16 protein-coding genes and 1 pseudogene are annotated in these 17,307 nt (G+C 72.7%); 5 read left to right on the top strand and 12 right to left on the bottom strand.

Annotation, left to right across the window (positions count from 1 at the left end):
- Positions 1-128: 128 nt before the first annotated feature.
- Complete coding sequence (locus OHB41_RS29800; protein ID WP_266701190.1) at positions 129-1,220, bottom strand: bifunctional succinyldiaminopimelate transaminase/glutamate-prephenate aminotransferase; 1,092 nt, start codon at positions 1,218-1,220, stop codon at positions 129-131.
- A 130-nt stretch (positions 1,221-1,350) separates the two neighbouring features.
- Positions 1,351-1,671, bottom strand: coding sequence for a ferredoxin (gene fdxA, locus OHB41_RS29795; protein WP_018089397.1), 321 nt, complete (start codon positions 1,669-1,671; stop codon positions 1,351-1,353).
- A 140-nt stretch (positions 1,672-1,811) separates the two neighbouring features.
- Between fdxA and OHB41_RS29790 the strand changes: the two are divergent.
- Together OHB41_RS29790 and OHB41_RS29785 are read left to right on the top strand one after the other, a co-directional pair.
- Positions 1,812-2,798: pseudogene (locus tag OHB41_RS29790) on the top strand (GNAT family N-acetyltransferase); the annotation flags it as partial.
- A gap of 470 nt (positions 2,799-3,268) precedes the next feature.
- The gene (locus OHB41_RS29785; RefSeq protein WP_266701189.1) at positions 3,269-4,120 is read left to right on the top strand and encodes a transglutaminase-like and tetratricopeptide repeat-containing protein; all 852 of its coding nucleotides are present in this window, start codon (positions 3,269-3,271) and stop codon (positions 4,118-4,120) included.
- 89 nt (positions 4,121-4,209) lie between these two features.
- On the opposite strand, the gene OHB41_RS29780 is transcribed toward OHB41_RS29785, so the two are convergent.
- The 9 genes from OHB41_RS29780 to OHB41_RS29740 form a co-directional block, all read right to left on the bottom strand.
- Complete coding sequence (locus OHB41_RS29780) at positions 4,210-4,824, bottom strand: response regulator transcription factor (protein ID WP_266701188.1); 615 nt, start codon at positions 4,822-4,824, stop codon at positions 4,210-4,212.
- Complete coding sequence (locus OHB41_RS29775) at positions 4,821-6,005, bottom strand: sensor histidine kinase (RefSeq protein WP_266701187.1); 1,185 nt, start codon at positions 6,003-6,005, stop codon at positions 4,821-4,823. The genes OHB41_RS29780 and OHB41_RS29775 overlap by 4 nt, the downstream gene beginning before the upstream one ends.
- Positions 6,002-6,742, bottom strand: a complete 741-nt coding sequence (locus OHB41_RS29770; RefSeq protein ID WP_266701186.1) for an ABC transporter permease — start codon at positions 6,740-6,742, stop codon at positions 6,002-6,004. Before OHB41_RS29770 ends, OHB41_RS29775 begins: the two co-directional genes overlap by 4 nt.
- Entirely contained in the window at positions 6,739-7,665 is a 927-nt protein-coding gene (locus OHB41_RS29765; RefSeq protein WP_266701185.1) for an ABC transporter ATP-binding protein, read from the bottom strand. The genes OHB41_RS29770 and OHB41_RS29765 overlap by 4 nt, the downstream gene beginning before the upstream one ends.
- Positions 7,666-7,832: 167 nt before the next feature.
- Positions 7,833-10,175, bottom strand: a complete 2,343-nt coding sequence (locus tag OHB41_RS29760) for a peptidoglycan binding domain-containing protein (protein WP_266701184.1) — start codon at positions 10,173-10,175, stop codon at positions 7,833-7,835.
- Positions 10,176-10,335: 160 nt separating this feature from the next.
- On the bottom strand, positions 10,336-10,755 hold the full coding sequence (locus tag OHB41_RS29755) for a DUF6113 family protein (protein WP_266701183.1): 420 nt from the start codon (positions 10,753-10,755) through the stop codon (positions 10,336-10,338).
- Complete coding sequence (gene mshB / locus OHB41_RS29750) at positions 10,752-11,660, bottom strand: N-acetyl-1-D-myo-inositol-2-amino-2-deoxy-alpha-D-glucopyranoside deacetylase (RefSeq protein ID WP_266701182.1); 909 nt, start codon at positions 11,658-11,660, stop codon at positions 10,752-10,754. Before mshB ends, OHB41_RS29755 begins: the two co-directional genes overlap by 4 nt.
- A 174-nt stretch (positions 11,661-11,834) precedes the next feature.
- Positions 11,835-12,713: a helix-turn-helix domain-containing protein gene (locus OHB41_RS29745; RefSeq protein WP_266701181.1), complete on the bottom strand. Its 879-nt coding sequence runs from the start codon at positions 12,711-12,713 to the stop codon at positions 11,835-11,837.
- Positions 12,714-12,912: 199 nt separating this feature from the next.
- Positions 12,913-13,401: an ATP-binding protein gene (locus OHB41_RS29740; RefSeq protein ID WP_266701180.1), complete on the bottom strand. Its 489-nt coding sequence runs from the start codon at positions 13,399-13,401 to the stop codon at positions 12,913-12,915.
- A 154-nt stretch (positions 13,402-13,555) separates the two neighbouring features.
- Here OHB41_RS29740 and OHB41_RS29735 point away from each other — a divergent pair, with 154 nt between their 5' ends.
- Both OHB41_RS29735 and OHB41_RS29730 read left to right on the top strand, forming a co-directional pair.
- The gene (locus tag OHB41_RS29735; protein WP_266701179.1) at positions 13,556-14,431 is read left to right on the top strand and encodes a helix-turn-helix domain-containing protein; all 876 of its coding nucleotides are present in this window, start codon (positions 13,556-13,558) and stop codon (positions 14,429-14,431) included.
- Entirely contained in the window at positions 14,428-14,622 is a 195-nt protein-coding gene (locus tag OHB41_RS29730; RefSeq protein ID WP_266701178.1) for a DUF397 domain-containing protein, read from the top strand. Before OHB41_RS29735 ends, OHB41_RS29730 begins: the two co-directional genes overlap by 4 nt.
- Before the next feature lie 59 nt (positions 14,623-14,681).
- Here the strand turns inward: OHB41_RS29730 and OHB41_RS29725 are convergent, their stop codons facing one another.
- Positions 14,682-14,876 carry a hypothetical protein gene (locus tag OHB41_RS29725; protein ID WP_148010299.1) on the bottom strand — a complete coding sequence of 65 codons (195 nt, stop codon included), beginning with the start codon at positions 14,874-14,876 and terminating at the stop codon, positions 14,682-14,684.
- A gap of 176 nt (positions 14,877-15,052) precedes the next feature.
- On the opposite strand from OHB41_RS29725, the gene OHB41_RS29720 reads away from it, so the two are divergent.
- Positions 15,053-17,182 (top strand): prolyl oligopeptidase family serine peptidase, encoded by a 2,130-nt coding sequence (locus tag OHB41_RS29720; RefSeq protein WP_266701177.1) that lies wholly within the window; start codon positions 15,053-15,055, stop codon positions 17,180-17,182.
- The last annotated feature ends 125 nt before the right edge of the window (positions 17,183-17,307 follow it).

Here is a 17,307-nt window from a genome sequence, read left to right as displayed (position 1 = left end):
GTGTCCGCGCCCGGCGCGCCTGCCGCGGCACTACGGCATGTCCGCAAGGTCACGCCCGCCCGGCGACGCCCGGCACGCGCTGAAGCGTGTTGCGAAAGTCCCGCCTGCCTCGCGACGCCCGGCACGCCCTAGAGGCGGTCCACCGCCGCGGCGACCCGCTCGTCCGTCGCCGTCAGCGCCACGCGGACGAACCTGTCGCCCGCCGGGCCGTAGAAGTCGCCCGGGGCGACGAGGATGCCGAGCCGCGCCAGATGGGCCACGGTGTCCCAGCAGGACTCGTCACGGGTCGCCCACAGGTACAGGCTCGCCTCGCTGTGCTCGATGCGGAAGCCGTGGCGCACCAGGGCCTCGCGCAGGGCCACGCGGCGGGCGGCGTAACGCTCACGCTGTTCGCGCACATGGGTGTCGTCCGACAGGGCGGCGACCACGGCGGCCTGGGTCGGCGCCGACGTCATCATGCCGCCGTGCTTGCGGATCTCCAGGAGCTCACCGAGGACGGCGGGGTCACCGGCGAGGAACGCGGCGCGGTAGCCGGCCAGGTTCGAGCGCTTCGAGAGTGAGTGGACCGCGACGATCCCCTCGTACGAGCCGCCGCACACGTCCGGGTGCAGGACCGAGACCGGGTCGGCCTCCCAGCCCAGTTCGAGGTAGCACTCGTCGGAGAAGACGAGGACGCCGTGCTCGCGGGCCCAGGCGACGATCCGGGTGAGTTCCGCCGCGGAGAGCACCCTGCCGGTCGGGTTCGACGGCGAGTTCAGCCACAGGAGCTTGAGGTCCGTGGGGTCCAGCTCGGTGGGGTCCTCGTAGACGACGTGGTCCGCGCGGGCCAGGCGCGCGCCGACCTCGTACGTCGGGTACGCCAGGCGCGGGTACGCCACCTTGTCGCCGGGGCCGAGGCCCAGCTGGGTCGGGAGCCAGGCGACCAGTTCCTTGGAACCGACGATCGGCAGCACGTGGTGGTGGGTGACCCCGCGGGCCCCGAGCCGTCGCTCCACCCAGCCCGTGAGCGCGTCCCGCAGTTCGGGGGTGCCCCACACCGTGGGATAGCCCGGCGAGTCCGCGGCCGCGACCAGAGCTTTCTGGATCAGCTCGGGCACCGGGTCGACCGGGGTGCCGACGGAGAGGTCGACGATGCCGCCCGGGTGAGCTGCGGCGGTCGCCTTGTAGGGCTCCAGCTTGTCCCAGGGAAAGGTGGGAAGCCGGTCGGAGACTGCGGACACGGGATCGGGCTCACTTTCTCGTACGGACGACCACCCGTACGTGTGACGGTCACGGACTGCCACGGCAAACGCCTCGGTCCCGTACGGCGGTGAGGCCGTACGGGACCGAGGCGGCGCGTGTGCGGGCCGCTTACTGGTTCTGCGGCGGCAGCGCTGCGATGAAGGGGTGGTCGCGCTCGATCAGACCGAGCTTGCTGGCGCCGCCGGGCGAGCCGAGCTCGTCGAAGAACTCGACGTTCGCCTTGTAGTAGTCCTTCCACTCTTCCGGAGTGTCGTCTTCGTAGAAGATCGCCTCGACCGGGCACACCGGCTCACAGGCTCCGCAGTCGACGCATTCGTCCGGGTGGATGTACAAGGACCGGGAGCCCTCGTAGATGCAGTCGACCGGGCACTCCTCGATGCACGCCTTGTCCTTGACGTCGACACAAGGCTGCGCGATGACGTAGGTCACGCTGTCGTTCCTCCTCGATAGGGCGCTGGCGGGCCTCCGTAGGCTCCGCCGCCTGGCGCGCGGGAGCGCGGCGTCGTCGATGCCCGCACCTAGTATCTCCGTTCCGGGGCATGATCCGAACAGGAGGGGTGAACTGACCTGTGGAAATCTCTGCGGCCGGACGGCTCAAGGTCCATATCACCGCTGCTGACGTGGGCAAACGCGTCTCTGTTCGGCAGTTGATCGAAGATGGTGGTGCGGGTGAGAAGTTCACCGACACGGTAGGCGTTCTCACATCATGGGACGGCGGCGTGCTGCTGATCACACGACGCGGCGGGGAAAGCGTGCGGATTCCGGAGTCCGCGCTGGTGGCGGGCAAGGTCGTACCGGCCGCCCCGGCGCGTCGGCGCGGGCCGGCGGCCTCGTACGAGGAGCTCGCGCGGGTCGCCGCGCGCGCCTGGCGGCCGGTGGAGAGCGAACGGCTCGGCGGCTGGGAGCTGCGGGCGGCCTCCGGCTTCACCCGGCGCGCCAACTCCGTGCTGCCGCTCGACGAGCCAGGCGTCCCGCTGGACGAGGCGCTGACCCGCGTACGCGGCTGGTACGCGGCCCGTGGGCTGCCCGCCTATGTGCAGACCGCCACCGGCGCGGAGGGCACGCAGGAGGTGCTGTGCGCGGAGCTGGAGGCGCGCGGCTGGACGCGTGAGGTGACGGCCGAGCTGTGGATCGGCCCGCTGGCCCCTCTCGCCGACCGTGCGGCTGCCGACGTCGTCCTGTCCCGCACCGCGGACGCCGCGTGGCTGGGCCGCTATCAGCGCAAGGGGCTGAGCGACGTCGCCCTGAAGGTGCTGGGCGGCGGCCCCTCGGTGTGGTTCGCGACGGTTCCGGGCGCGACCGGTGAGGCGCCGGCCGCGATCGGGCGGTGCGTCGTGGACGGGCGGTGGGCCGGTTTCGCGGCCGTCGAGGTCGATCCGGCGCAGCGTCGGCGGGGCCTGGCCACCGCCGTCGTAGCCGCGCTGGCCGGCCGGGCCCTGGACGAGGGCGCCTCGGCGGCCTGGCTCCAGGTGGAGTCGGACAACACGGGGGCGCGGGCGATGTACGCCGGTCTGGGCTTCGCCCCGCATCACGCGTACCACCACTACCGCGCACCACGGACGCCGGACGAGCCCGGCCGGCCCACCGGGGCCGCAGCCGACGCCGCGCACACCACCGCACAGGGCTCCGGCGGCCGCCACGCGCCCGCCATCCCACCCACGCCCGGCACCGCCGACACGCACACCGCCGCAGGGGGCTCCGCCGACGCGCACAACACCACACGGGGTGCCGGACCCGACAGCACACCCGCCACCCCACCCCGGCCCGGAAACGACGCCGCGCACACCACCGCACAGGGCTCCGGCGGCGCCGACTCGTACAGCGCCCCGCGGCATCCCGAGGCCGCCCCCTCGTCCAACGCATCCCCCGTGACCGTCGGCAACCCCTCGCACAACGCACCCTCCGTGACCGTCGGCGACCCCTCGCACAACGCACCCTCCGTGACCGTCGGCGACCCTTCGCGTGGCGCCCCGCCCGTGGCCGGCGGCGACCGCTCCGCGTCGGCGTGACGGGGGGCGAGGCCGCCATGGGTTCCCCTCGTCCGCCGGAGCCGGAGCGTGCCGCCGAGGTGCGGCGGCTGTTCGCCGAGGAGGCGCGGTCGGAGCGGCCCGACCTGGCGCTGCTGTGTCTGCTGGTGGGGGCCGCCGCGGACGGGGAGCTGGACGAGGCGGGGATCGACGCGGCGCAGATCGAGCTGGACGAGTTGGCCGGACAGGTGCCGTTCCGGCCCGGCGAACCACGGTCCTGGGCGACGGCGCTGGCCGAACTGCTCGGTGAGCGCTGCGGGTTCCGGGGCTCGCCCGGCGACTACCAGCGGCTCGAGTCGTCACTGCTGCACCAGGTGCTGCGGCGGCGCCGGGGCCTGCCCATCCTGCTGTCCGTGGTGTGGGTGGAAGTGGCCAGGAGGGCCGGGGCACCGGTGTACGGGGTCGCCCTGCCCGGGCACTTCGTGGTGGGCTTCGGACCGCCCGAGCAGCAGGTGCTCGCCGATCCCTTCGACGGCGGCCGGGTGCTGAGCGGCCCGGACGCCGAGCTGCTCGTGCAGGGGGCCACCGGTGCGCCCCTGCGGCCGTCGATGCTGGGTCCCGCCGACCCGCTCGACGTGGTCGTGCGGGTCCTGAACAACGTCCGGGCGTGGGCGGCGGTGCGGCCGGAGCGGTCGGACGTGGCCCTGTGGGCCGTCGAGTTGTGTCTGCTGATGCCTTCCCATCCCGCCCGGCTGCGCTACGAGCGAGCCCAACTCCTGGTGCAGCGCGGTGACTTCCTCGCGGGCGCGGCGGAACTGGACGCGTACGCGGACGTCGTGACCTCGGTGGATCCGCCGACCGCGGACCGGGTGCGCGGACAGGCCCGGGCGGCGCGGGCGATGCTGAACTGAGGACGCCGGGGCGCCGGGCGGTGCCCCGGCCCTTCGCGTCGGATCGGCGTGCGCCGCCCGCCGACCCCGGTGGGAGAGGCGGACACGGCCTACAGCCAGCCCTTCTCCCGGGCGATCCGCACCGCCTCCGCGCGGTTGCGGACGGCGAGTTTCTGGATCGCCGTGGAGAGGTAGTTGCGGACCGTGCCCTGGGAGAGGTGAAGTGCCTTGGCCAGCTCCGCGTTCGTGGAACCGTCGGCCGCCGCGCGCAGCACCTCGCGCTCGCGGTCGGTCAGCGGGTTGGCGCCCTCGGCGAGGGCCGCGGCCGCCAGGCTGGGGTCGATGACGCGCTCCCCGGCGAGCACCTTGCGTACCGCGGCGGCGAGTTGGGCCGCCGGGGCGTCCTTGACCAGGAAGGCGTCGGCGCCGGACTCCATGGCGCTGCGGAGATAGCCGGGGCGTCCGAAGGTGGTGAGGATGAGCAGCTTGATGCCGGGGAGTTCCCTGTGGACCTCGGCCGCGGCCTCGATGCCCGTCTTTCCCGGCATCTCGATGTCGAGGAGCGCCACGTCGACGTCGTACGCGCGTGCCGCGGCCAGCACCTCGTCGCCGCGCGCCACCTGGGCGACCACCTCGATGTCCGGTTCGAGACCCAACAGGGCCGCCAGCGCCTCGCGGACCATCGACTGGTCCTCGGCGAGCAGGACCTTGATCGTGCGGCTCATGCACCGGATCCTACGGGGTGCCCCCCGGCGTCGGCAGGGGCCTCGGCCGGCACCCTGGCGACCAGCCGGAAGCCCCGGCGCACCCGGCCCGCCTCCAGCGTCCCGCCGGCCTTCTCCAGGCGCTCGGACAGGCCCGTGAGCCCGTTTCCGGGGCCGTCGCCGGAACCGCCCGAGCCGTCGTCCTCCACGACCAGTTCGAGCACCGGCCCGTCCAGCGTCTGACGGCGGACGAGCTCCACCGCGCAGCGCCGGGCCCCGCTGTGCCGTACGACGTTGGTGATCGCCTCGCGCAGCGCCCAGGCCAGCGCGGACTCGCTCTCCTCGGCGATGCCGGCGAGGTCGGCGCGGTCCGGTTCGGTCGGCAGGTCCGCGGTGACGCCGGCCGCGGTCAACGCGACCTGGGCACCGGCGAGTTCGCCGGACAGCCGGGGCCTGCGGTAGCCGGTGACCGCTTCGCGCACGTCGACCAGGGCCTGCCGGCTGACCTGTTCGATGTCGGCGACCTGCTGGGCCGCCTTCTCGGGCTGGCCGGGGAGCATCCGTCCGGCCAGCTCGCTCTTGAGCGTGATGAGCGACAGCGAGTGGCCGAGCAGGTCGTGCAGGTCCCTGGCCAGCCTCAGGCGCTCCTCGTTCGCGGCCAGTTGGGCGACCGTCGCACGGGCCTCGCGCAACGCGATCGTCGTGCGGACCAGTTCGCGTACGCCGGTCATCGCGAACCCGCCGAGGAAGGCCGGGATGAGCAGTCCCGCCAGATACGCCTTGCCGTCCGGGACCGCCAGCGCGATCGCCGTCAGCAGGGCGGACACGGCCGGGATGGCCCATCGGGACATCCGCAGCGGGAGCACGGCGCCGGACGCGATCGAGACGTACACGAACAGGACGAGCCACTCCCGCCCCAGGCTGAGGGCGAGGAGGCCGGACTGGGCCGCCAGTACCGCCAGCGAGCCCAGCACCAGGGGGGTGGCCTCGCCGCGGCCGGTACGGAAGACCAGCATCGCGTACCAGGCGACGAAGACCACCAGGCCGATCCAGCCGAGCACGACGACACCGGTGCTGTGGCCGCCGTGCACCAGGTCGCTGACGGGCGCGCTCAGATAGACGAGCCAGATGCCCGTCCAGACGGCCTTGACCAACCGCTGTCTGTGGTTCTGCGGGGGTTGCCCGATGCCGACGCTGCTCACGCTTTCAGCGTGTCCTTCCGGTACAGCCAGGCCGCGCCGCCCGCGAAGAGGAGGAAGGACACGGCGAGGATGGCGAGGTCCTTCGCGTGCGGGGCGTCGCCCAGCTCGATCGACCGCCCGAGGGCAGCGTACGCGTGGGTCGGCAGCCAGGACGCGATCTTCTGCAGCCAGTCGGGGAACGTGGTCGAGGGCATCCACAGACCGCCGAGCACCGACAGTCCGAAGTACAGGATCATCGTGATCGGGCGGACCGCGTCACCGCTCGCCAGATAGCCGACGGCCACGCCGAGCGCGGCGAAGACGAGGCTGCCGGCCCAGATCGCGCCGGTGAGGGCGAGCCACTGCCAGGAGTCCAGCCGTACGTGCTTCACGGCGGCGGCGACCACGAAGACGACCACGATCGACGGCAGGCTGATGACGGCGGCGCTGGCGGTCTTCGCCAGGACGTAGCCGCGGCCGGGCAGCGTGGTCAGCCTGAGCTGCCGTACCCAGCCGCTCTCGCGCTCCTTGGCGATCCGCTCGCTGTTGCCCATCAGGACGGCCGTCAGCGCGCCGAAGGAGGCCATGGAGACCATGAAGAAGGTCGGCAGGGTGAGCCCGGTGCCGTCGACCTTGGTGGTGTCGTCGGCGCTGCCCGCGATCAGCAGGAACAGGGCCGAGGGGTAGACCACCGAGAAGAACAGGAACTTCTTGTTGCGCAGGGCCCGGGTGATTTCGAGGCGGATGAGGCTGCTCACTGCGACTTCGCCTCCTCGGCGGCGGTGATGGCGACGAAGGCCTGCTCCAGGCCGAGCCCGGCGACTTCGAGATTGCGGGGGTAGAGGCCGAGCCCGTACAGCGCGTGCACGGTCGCGTCGGCGTCGGAGGACTGGATGCGGACGGTGTGCCCGGACACGTCGATCGTCGTCAGGAAGGGCAGTGCCCGCAGCGAGGTCTCGTCGATGGGGTCTTCCAGGTCGAAGGCGATCCGACGGGCGCCGGCCTTCGCCTTGATCTCGGCGGCGGTGCCGTCGGCCAGCAGCCGGCCCCGGTGGAGCACGAGCACCCGGTCGGCGATGGCGTCGGCCTCTTCCAGGTAGTGCGTGGCGAACAGCACGGTCCGGCCCTGTTCGGCCTGTTCGCGCATGGTGGCCCAGAATGCCTGGCGGGCGGAGACGTCCATGCCCGTGGTGGGTTCGTCGAGCACGATCAGATCGTTGGCCCCGGCGGTCGCGAGCGCGAAGCGGACGCGCTGTTCCTGGCCGCCGGAGAGCTTGTTGACCTTGCGGTCGGCGATCTGCGAGATGCCCGCGCGGGCCAGCACCTCGGTGACCCTGTACGGCTTCGGGTGCAACTGGCAGGCGAGCTTGACCAGTTCGACGACCGTCACCTCGTCCATCAGGCCGCCGCTCTGCAGCATGGCGCCCACCCGGCCGCCGACGATGGCCTCACGGGGGCTGGTGCCGAACACCCGGACGGCGCCGCTGTCGGCGTGCTTGAGGCCGAGGAGCAGGTCCAGGGTGGTCGACTTGCCCGCTCCGTTCGGCCCCAGCAGGGCGACGGTCTCGCCCGGGTGCAGGTCGAGCGTGAGCCCGTCCACGGCACGCACGCTGCCGTACGTCTTGGTCACCTGGTCGAATCCGACCACCGGGGTGGTCGGCGGTGCCGCTGTCGTTGTCATGGCACCCATGGTGGCCGCGGGGGCCGGGCGCCGGGCAGTGTCGGCGGTCCCGAGTGCCGGATGACAGATGTCATACGGAGCGGGTGACGGACGCGGCGGCGGACACAGTGGCGGACACGGCGAGGGGGGCGCCCGGTGGACGCCCCCCTCGTACGGTGAGAACGGGCCTAGCTCGGGTTCGTGGCGATGACCGCGACCCGGTCGGTCTTGCTCATCAGCGCCTGGCGCAGGGCGCCGTAGACGTCCTCGGGCGTGACGGGCGTCTTCTCGCCGTTGCCCCGGGTGATGAGCACACCGTCGAACGTCTGGCCGTAGAGCGCCTTCAGGGCGTTCAGGTCGGGCTTGTCGACGAGCTTGCCGTCGGTGGCCGTCACCCGGAGGAACTTCCACAGCGACTTCTGCGGGCTCAGCGGGATCGAGTGCGCCACGTCCGTCCGCACGGTCACGGGAGCCGACATCGCGGGCTGGGCGAACTTCGCCATCATCCGGTCGACCTCGGCGTCCGAGACGGTCGGCTGACGGGTCGTGGTGGCGACCTTCACCGGGGTGGCCGCGCCGGTCTCGACCTGCGTGCGGTACGCGTCCTCGACGGCCTGGGCGGAGGCCGCCACGTCGACGCCCTTGCCCGTCTTGCCGTAGACGGCGACGGCCTTGCCGGACTCGAACCTGATCGTGCCGTCGTTCGCCGAGCCGGCGCCGCCCCCGACGTGCTCCAGGGCGGCCTGCAGCTTCTCCTTGTCGACGGGCATGCTCGGCTCGACGACGCGCTTCTGGCCGAACAGCGAGCCGATCACGGAGACGGGGTTGTAGTCGCTGCCCGCGGCGGCGCGGACGGTGGCCTGGCTGTCCAGCTGGAGCCCTGCCTGGTCCGGCTTGAGTGTGACCGTGGTGCCGTTCACCGCCAGTTTGAGCGGCTTGTTCGTATTGGCTCCGAAGGCGTCGTCGAGCTTCTTGACCGCCTCGTCCCGGGTGCCGCCGCCGATGTCGACGCCGAGCACGGTGGTGCCCTTGGGCACGTCCGAGTGGTTCATCAGGAGCCCGGCGCCGTAGGCGCCACCGGCGAGGACCACCACGAGGACGCCCAGCAGGGCCGGCTTGTTGCGGCCCTTCTTCTTGGCCGGCTTGGACGACGCGGCCGGCTTCGGGGCCGGCTCGGGCGCCTTCGGCGGGGTGTGCGGCAGCGGGCCGTCGGTGTGCGTGCCCGGTCCGAACGGGGAGTTCGGGGCGGGCGGTACGACGGGGATGCCGCTCGTCAGGGTGTGACCGGAGACGTTGTTCCCGGGGCCGCCGTAGCCGTGGCCGCCCGGGTCGGGCGCGGGCTTCTGCGGGGTGAGGATCGCGGTGTCGTCGCTGAGACCGCCCCCGGAGTAGCCGGTTCCCGTGCTCGGACCACCGAAGCCACCGGGCCCGCCGGCTCCACCCGGTCCGCCGTGACCACGCGCACCGCCCGGTCCACCCGGTCCACCCGGTCCACCCGGTCCACCCGGTCCACCCGGTCCACCCGCCGCCAGGCTGCCCGGAGCCACGCCCGGGCCGGCCGGGGGCACCCTCGGGCCGTCTCCGGTGACCGGACCGCCGGTCGGACTCGCCGGGCCGCCCATGCCGTTGTCGGAGAAGTTCTCCGCGAAGTACGGGAGGTCGTCGCGGCGCGGTTCGCCGCCCGGACCGCCGGAGCCGCCCACGCCGCCGTTGCCGGCCGGACCGCCGTTGCCGGCCGGACCGCCGTTGCCGCCCGGACCACCCGGCCCGTCGCTGCCGATGGCCGGGAAGGACGCCGTGTTGCCCAGCGCCGCGGAGACGTCGAAGGAACCGGTACCGCCGCCGTGACCGGGGGCCACCGGTCCGGCGCCGGTGGCGCCGCCCCCGCCGGGACGGGGAATGTTCGCCCCGCCGGGACGGACCCCGCCGGTGATGCCCAGCGGACCGGCACCGTTCGCGCCACCGGGAGCACCCGGAGTGCCGTTGCCGCCCGGAGCACCCGGACGTGCGCCGCCGGCTCCCGGGCCGCCCGGCGCACCCGCGCCCTGTGGCGCCGCGGGGGCGGCAGGACCCGAACCGCCGGGCAGGCCGGCGCCGTTGGTGGACCCGCCGCCCGGGCCGCCCTTGGGCGCACCGGACTTGCGCGGTGCGAACCAGTCGCTGGACTTCTCCCCGGCCTCGGCCGCACCGTCGGTCGCGGGGGCCGCGGCCGCCGGCGGACTTATGGCGCGCTGCGTCTCCGCGGGCGGTCCCGTGGGGGCCGCGGGCTCGGCGGGCGCGTCGGCGTCCCCGACCGGTGTGCGGACGACGACCGGCGGGATGGGCCGCGATCCGGGGATGTTGATCCGGATCCGTGTCGTCAGTGTGGTCTCGGTCTTGCGCTCCTCCGGCGGGGTGCCGCCGGCCGAACGGCCCGCGTCGGCACCGATCTCGGAAGCCATGGGGGTCCCGTACGGGGGCGTCCCCGACGGGTACGCGGCTCCACCGCGCCCGTTGGGCCCGGAGGACGAACTGTCAGTTTCACGACTCAAGGCAGGTTCTCCCGGTTGGCTCCGCCGCCCGTTTACTCGACCTCATCTCGGGCAGCTCGGCGGCGCGCACCACCATACTGGCCGTCTCCGGCCCGCAAACCTCGCCCGCGAAGGAAACTGCCACAGGACCCGCACCGGTCCGATACGGCGAAGTGGTACGTCACTTCCCAAGTCGGACGCCGGAGCGGTCCGGTTGCCGCCCCAGCCCGAGGGTGGCGCAGATCACAGCGACAGCCATCCCGCCGAGCAGGAAGAGGTACGAGCCGAGGCCCGCGCCGAAGAGGAAGTCCCCTTCCGGACGGGTGGCGGTGAGCAGCACGACCGCGACCATCCAGCCCGCGGCGGGCGCGACGGCGCCGGCCCGGGAGCCGGTGGCCCTCGAGCCGCCCAGGAAGAGCCCGGCCGCGCCCACCAGGGCGAGCAGCAGGCCGCCCGGGAACCAGCCGGACTGGACCAGTGTTCCGGCCGTCCCGACCACGGCGCCGAGCACGAACAGCCCCGTGTAGGCGGCCGCCCGCCCGGGCGAGGGGGTCCGCAGTGGCTGGGCGAGCGCGCTCCCACGCTGTCCGCTCGTACTCATCGTGTCTCCGTCTCCGTCCGGTCACCGGTGCCGGCGAACAGATCGGTCTCCCGGTCCGCTCCGGCGCGCTCCCCGCGCACCAACTGGTAGTACTCGGTGGTGAAAAGTGGCTGGGCAAGCGCGTTCGAGAGCGCGAACCAGGGCTCGGCGACCTCGATCTGGGTGGCGTGCGCCCGCAGGGCGGCGGCCTTCGCGGCGGCGTACGCGGTCCCGTCGATCTCGGTGGTGATCACCGCGTCGTCGACGACACCCGGTACGTCGTCCAGGGCGGCGGACGCGTCGAAGGGCAGCCCCGGGAGGGCCTCACGCAGCCGCGCGAAGCCGTCCTCGGCGACCGAGCGGGGTACACGGTTCCAGTAGACCTTGGCGATCTCCCAGGGTGCGCCGAGGTCGGGGCGGACGGCGGGGTCCGCGGCCAGTTCGGTGGCGCGCAGGGCGACGCGGTGCGCCTGGATGTGGTCGGGGTGCCCGTAGCCTCCGTCGGGGTCATAGGTGACGAGCACGTGGGGGCGCACCTCACGGATCACCTCGACGAGGTGGGTGGCGGCCTCGTCCACGTCGGCGGACCAGAAGGCGCCCGCGCGGTGGTTCTGCTCGACGCCCATCATCCCGGAGTCGCGGAAGCGGCCGGGGCCCCCGAGGAAGCGGTGGTCGGTGACCCCGAGCTCCTTCATGGCGGCGGCCAGCTCACCGACGCGGTGCGGGCCGAGCCCGCCCTCCCGGTCGGGTGCGAGGTGCGCGAGTCCGGGCGGAATGACCTCGCCCTCCTCGCCGAGGGTGCAGGTCACCAGCGTCACGAGGGCGCCCTCGGCCGTGTACCTGGCCATGGTCGCGCCGTTGTTGATCGACTCGTCGTCCGGGTGCGCGTGCACCAGGAGCAGACGCCGGTCGGGCAGTTCCGTCATGGCACCCACCCTACGAGGCGCCCGTCCCCCCGGGCGCTGCCCGGCCTCTGGTCACTCCGGGTCGGTCGAAGACGCCGAGCACACGAGCGCCGGCCGGTGACCGGACTTCTCGCGCGGTCGGCGAGCAAGTGGGGCGGGACGCTCAAAAGCGGACACGGAGGCGGCGGCTTCGCATCAGACGGCCGCCCGGAGGGCGGACCGGCAGTCGCGGCAGCGGCCGGGGTCGGGCGCCCGGAAGGCCCGTTCGCAGCCGTCGCAGGTCTGGAGCGGGTGCCGGACGCCCGGCGGCCGCGTGGGGGCGCGGAACGGCGGCGGAGGCGGCAGCTGGGCGGCGAGCCGGTGCGCGAGCAGGGCAGCCGGGCGTCGGAGCCCTTCGGGTGGCAGATCACTGGTCAGCGCATGGCGTACGGCGCCGGGGCTGACGTCGCGCTCCAGCCAGGCGGCGACACCGGGGGCGAGGTGAGCCGTGTCGCAGGCGGAGAGCAGCAGGCGGGGATCGTGGCGGCGGAGGTCCGCGAGAAGGTCGGTGGCCGTCCGCAGGAGGGCGGGCGCCGGGCAGACGGGACGTGGTACGGCGGGGAGCGGCTTGCGGGGTGCGCGCTCCTCGCGCTTGCGGGCCACCGCCGGGCGAGCCGGGGCGGACCGCACGGGCTCCTCCTCCCGGCCGCGTCCGGGCTGGTTGCAGGAGACCGTGCGGGTGACGATGCGGCCGCCGGGGACGCGTTCGCGAACGCGCCGCAGATAACGGTGGGCCTCCAGCTCGCGCAGGGCGGCGGCGATACGGGTCGCGCCCTCGGGGAAGCGCGCGGTGAGGGTCTTGATGTCGACCCGGGCCCCCTTCGGCAGCGACTGGAGGTGCACGGCCAGCCCGATCGCGAGCAGCGAGAGCTCGGGGTGCTGGGCGAGGTGGTTGCCGATCACCGTGAAGCGGGTGGTGTGGCGGGTGTTGTCGTGCGTGAGACCACCGGAGTGCGCGGGGCGCCGGTTCGGGTGCGTGTTACCGGCAAGCCCGGGCTGGGCGTGCGGGCGCACGCTAGGGTTCTGCGTATCCATCGGGAAGCTCTTATCTTCCTGGGTGGTCAGGCCCTCGCACTGGGATTGCCGTCCCGGCGGGGGCCGTCGCATGTTTGCGGTTGTGTCGCGCTGAGCGTAGGGCAGGCAACGGGCCCCGAATCCAGCCGAGTCGGTGATGTTCACCCTCGCGGGTGAGAGCGCCCGGCGGGCGGGAGGGGTGGGGCTCGGTCGGGTTCTTTCACCCTCGTGTTCCTTGGGGAAGACCGCTCCCGGCACCGGAGCCCGGGCGGACGGGTTCCGGTGGGAGGCCGACCTCCGCCCACACCGTCTTGCGCGGCGGCGGCCCCGGTGCGGTACCCCAGCGGTCGGCGAGGGCGTCGACGAGGACGAGACCCCGCCCCGACACCGCGTCCGGGTCCGGGTCCGCGCGCCCCACCCGCGGGAGACGGTCACCGCGCGTGTCGCTGACCTCGATGCGGAGGGTCTCGCCGACGACGTGGAGCGTGAGCCGGAAGTCCCGTCCCGGAACTCGTCCGTGCGTCACCGCGTTGGCCGCCAGTTCGGCGACGATGTGCGCCGCCGGGTCCAAGGGGAGTGTCCAGGACCGGAGTTGCTCGACGGCCAGCAGCCGCGCGAGTCGGGCGCCGCGCGGTGTGGGCGACAGGAGCACGCTGAAACTGCGTACGGGGGTGGTGGATTGGGCGGGGCCGGCGGTTTCTTGGTTCACGTGACTCAGCGTGGCCGCCCACACGTACCGTGAACAGTGACAGCACCAGTGCGTACGGTGACTGTCCGGACGTTGTCCGGTCGTGTCCGGCCGGTCCGGGCGGGGCTCACGGGTAGGGGCGTTGAGGCTCGGCGGTACGGCGGAGGGGTGTGCGATGCGTGTGGACGGTGACGTGGGGCGGCTCAGGAGCGAGGCGGACGAGCCGGGCTGGGAGGTGGACCCGGACGACGACTGGGGGGTGGCCGTCGTCGCGACCGTGGGGCGGCAGCTGAAGCTTCGGCGGGAGGCGGTGGGGATGCGCGCGGCCGAGTTCGGCAGGGCGGTCGGCTACGGCGAGGACATGGTCTACAAGATCGAGGGCGGCAAGCGGATCCCCCAGCCCGAGTTCCTGGACAGGGCGGACGAGGTACTGGCGGCGGGTGGGCTGCTCTCGGCGATGAAGGAGGACGTGGCGAAGGTCCGGTACCCGAAGAAGGTGCGGGATCTGGCGAAGATGGAAGGGCAGGCGGTCGAGATCGGGGTGTACGAATGCAACATCGTCCCTGGGTTGTTGCAAACTCCGGAGCATGCACGCGCCTTGATCGAGGCAGCCCAGCCGCCGTACTCGCCGGACAACGTGGACCGCATGGTCGCCGCTCGCCTGGCCCGGCGGTCGGTCTTCGAACGAGACCCGTCCCCGCCGATCCACTTCGTGCTGGAAGAGGCTCCACTGCACCGTCAGGTTGGGGGCACAATGGTCTGGCGACAGCAGCTCGAACGTCTGCTTGAACTGGGGCGATTGAACAGCGTCACACTTCAGGTCATGCCGACGAACACCGACCCCCATCCGGGCCTGGACGGCAGGATCGAGTTGCTGAAGTTCCCGGACGGGACGGCGACAGGACGTTCCGACGGTGCCTTCAACGGGCGGCCGATCACCGACCCGAAACAGCTGCGCATCCTTGAGCTGCGATATGGCACCATCCGGGCGCAGGCTCTCCCACCACGGGAGTCGCTGGTCCTCATCGAGCAACTGCTGGGAGACAAATGATCCGCGAGGCCGCCGAACCGGCGTGGTTCAAGAGCAGCTACAGCGGTGGCACCGATGGCGAGTCCTGCGTCGAGATCGCCACCACCCCCGGCACCGTCCACGTCCGCGACTCCAAGCACGTGGACGGCCCCCGCCTCGCGCTGGCGCCGGAGGCGTGGGCCGGCTTCGTGACGTACGCGTCCGAGGGCTGACCGGCGCGGCGGAACGGGCTCCGGTCGCTCGTCCCACGGAGCCCCCGTTCCCCCGCGGGTCAGAACTTGAAGCTGCCGATCATGTCCGCGACGTTCGTCGTGAGGTCGCTGATGGTGGGAGCGACCGTCGAGGAAGCGAGATAGAAGCCGAACAGGACGCACACGACCGCGTGCCCGGCCTTCAGTCCCGACTTCTTCACCAGGATGAAGACGATGATCGCCAGCAGCACCACCGCCGAAATCGAGAGTGCCACGGCGGATCACCTCCAAAGATCCCAGGGACATGGGGGGTTGGTCATGGGGGTCGGTCGTTCCGTACAGCGGGCAGCAGGTTCTTACCCACGCACCGCTAGTGATCATAACTATCCGTACGCGCGCATTGATCGGCGCACGGCCGCACAAGGGGGCGCATGGCCAATATGGTCGGGGCATGACGACCGAGCCTCTTTCCTTCCCCCGCCGGTACGCCCGGACGCAGCGGTTCACCCTGGGCGCGCCCCGCGCGTTCACCGTCTCCCCGGACGGTTCCCGGGTCGTGTTCCTGAGGTCCCCGTCCGGTACGGACCGGGCGAACCAGCTGTGGGTCCTCGATGTCGCGGGCGGTCAGGAACGCGTCGCGGCCGATCCCGGAGCCCTGCTCGGAGGCGCCGGCGAGCGCCTCTCCGCCGCGGAGCGGGCGCGCCGCGAACGCAGCCGTGAGGGCGGCGCCGGAGTGGTCGGCTATGCCACCGACAACGCCGTGGAGTTGGCCTCTTTCGCCTTGTCAGGGCGGCTTTTCACGGCGGAGCTGCGGGCCGGTACGGCACGTGAACTCCGCGTCCCCGGACCGGTGATCGACCCACGCCCCTCGCCCGACGGACGGCTCGTCGCGTATGTCTCCAAGGGCGCGCTGCGGGTCGTCGGCGCGGAGGGCGAGGACGACCGGGCGCTCGCGCAGCGGGACCCCGGGACGGACCCGGCGTCGGTGACGTACGGATTGGCCGAGTTCATCGCCGCGGAGGAGATGAACCGTTCCCGCGGCTTCTGGTGGTCGCCGGAGTCGGACCGGCTGCTCGTCGCACGCGTCGACGACGCGCCCGTACGCCGCTGGTGGATCTCCGACCCAACCCAGCCGGAACACGCTCCGCAGCAGGTCGCCTACCCGTCGGCGGGTACGGACAACGCCGACGTACGGCTCTTCGTGATCGCCCTCGACGGGACGCGCACGGAGGTCGCCTGGAACCGGGCGCAGTACCCGTACTTGGCGCATGTCCACTGGTCAGCGGCGGGTGCGCCGCTGATCCTGGTGCAGGCCCGGGACCAGCGCAGCCAACTGTTCCTGGCCGTCGACCCGGACTCCGGGAGGACGCGGATGGTGCACGCGGATGAAGATCGACAATGGCTCGATCTTTTCCATGGAGTGCCCTGCTGGAGCCCCGGCGGACAGCTCGTGCGGATCGCCGACGAGGGCGGCGCGCGGGTCCTCGCGTTCGGCGAACGCCTCCTGACCGGACCGCAGTTGCACGTGCGGGCGGTGCTCGACGTCTCGGACGACGATGTGCTGGTCGCGGCGTCGGCGGGAGAGGCCGCGACCTCCCCGGAGACCGGGGAGGTGCACGTCTACCGGGTCAACGAGCTGGGGGTCGAGCGCCTCTCCCAGGAGCCCGGGGTGCACTCGGCGGTGCGTTCCGGGCGGGTGACCGTGCTCGTCTCCGCGGTGCCGGGCGAACCGGGGACCCAGGTGCAGGTGCTCCGGGAGGGCAAGCGGGCGGCGATCGTCACCTCGTACGCCGAACACCCCGGTCTGTCCCCGCGCGTGACGCTCACCGAGGGGGGCGCACGCAAAATCCCATGCGCCCTGCTTATGCCTACGGACTACGACGGCGAGAGCCCCCTGCCCGTTCTGATGGATCCCTACGGCGGTCCGCACGGTTCCCGCGTCCTGGCCGCGCACAACGCGCACCTCACCTCGCAGTGGTTCGCGGACCAGGGCTTCGCGGTGGTCGTCGCGGACGGCCGCGGCACCCCCGGCCGCTCCCCGGCCTGGGAGAAGGCGGTCCGGGACGACTTCACCCTCACGCTCGAGGACCAGATCGACGCGCTGCACGGACTGGCCGAGAGGTATCCGCTGGACCTGTCCCGGGTGGCGATCCGCGGCTGGTCGTTCGGCGGCTGGCTCGCGGGGCTCGCCGTACTGCGCCGCCCGGACGTCTTCCACGCGGGCATCGCGGGCGCCCCGGTCACGGACTGGCGGCTGTACGACACCCACTACACGGAGCGGTACCTCGGCGACCCGGCGACGGCGGCACGGGCGTACGCGAAGAGCTCGCTGATCACCGAAGGAGGGCTGTCCGAGCCCGCCGAGCCCCACCGACCGCTGATGATCGTGCACGGACTGGCCGACGACAACGTGGTGGTGGCCCACGCGCTGCGGCTGTCCTCGGCACTGCTGGCCGCGGGCCGCCCGCACGAAGTCCTGCCGCTCTCGGGCGTGACGCACATGACCCCGCAGGAGCAGGTCGCGGAGAACCTGCTGCTGCTCCAGGTGGACTTCCTGAAGCGCTCGCTCGGGATGCGCTGAGGACCGGCGGCCGGGTCCGTTCGTGCGACCGGCCGGAGCGACATGGCGCGCTCCGGCCGGTCTACGGCACCCGCACGGCCGTACGCTGCTCAGACTGACGCGTCCGTATATCGGTGTCGCGACAG

The organism is Streptomyces sp. NBC_01571, assembly GCF_026339875.1.
Lineage (GTDB): Bacteria > Actinomycetota > Actinomycetes > Streptomycetales > Streptomycetaceae > Streptomyces.
This window is presented reverse-complemented; position numbering and strand designations above follow the sequence as displayed.

What these genes read in the sequence shown, in the direction of transcription:
- OHB41_RS29785 (WP_266701189.1), top strand. Translation starts at nt 3,269, where the DNA reads ATGGGTTCCCCTCGTCCGCCGGAGCCGGAGCGTGCCGCCGAGGTGCGG.
- OHB41_RS29780 (WP_266701188.1), bottom strand. Translation starts at nt 4,824, where the DNA reads ATGAGCCGCACGATCAAGGTCCTGCTCGCCGAGGACCAGTCGATGGTC.
- OHB41_RS29765 (WP_266701185.1), bottom strand. Translation starts at nt 7,665, where the DNA reads ATGACAACGACAGCGGCACCGCCGACCACCCCGGTGGTCGGATTCGAC.
- OHB41_RS29755 (WP_266701183.1), bottom strand. Translation starts at nt 10,755, where the DNA reads ATGAGTACGAGCGGACAGCGTGGGAGCGCGCTCGCCCAGCCACTGCGG.
- mshB (WP_266701182.1), bottom strand. Translation starts at nt 11,660, where the DNA reads ATGACGGAACTGCCCGACCGGCGTCTGCTCCTGGTGCACGCGCACCCG.
- OHB41_RS29745 (WP_266701181.1), bottom strand. Translation starts at nt 12,713, where the DNA reads ATGGATACGCAGAACCCTAGCGTGCGCCCGCACGCCCAGCCCGGGCTT.
- OHB41_RS29735 (WP_266701179.1), top strand. Translation starts at nt 13,556, where the DNA reads ATGCGTGTGGACGGTGACGTGGGGCGGCTCAGGAGCGAGGCGGACGAG.
- OHB41_RS29730 (WP_266701178.1), top strand. Translation starts at nt 14,428, where the DNA reads ATGATCCGCGAGGCCGCCGAACCGGCGTGGTTCAAGAGCAGCTACAGC.
- OHB41_RS29720 (WP_266701177.1), top strand. Translation starts at nt 15,053, where the DNA reads ATGACGACCGAGCCTCTTTCCTTCCCCCGCCGGTACGCCCGGACGCAG.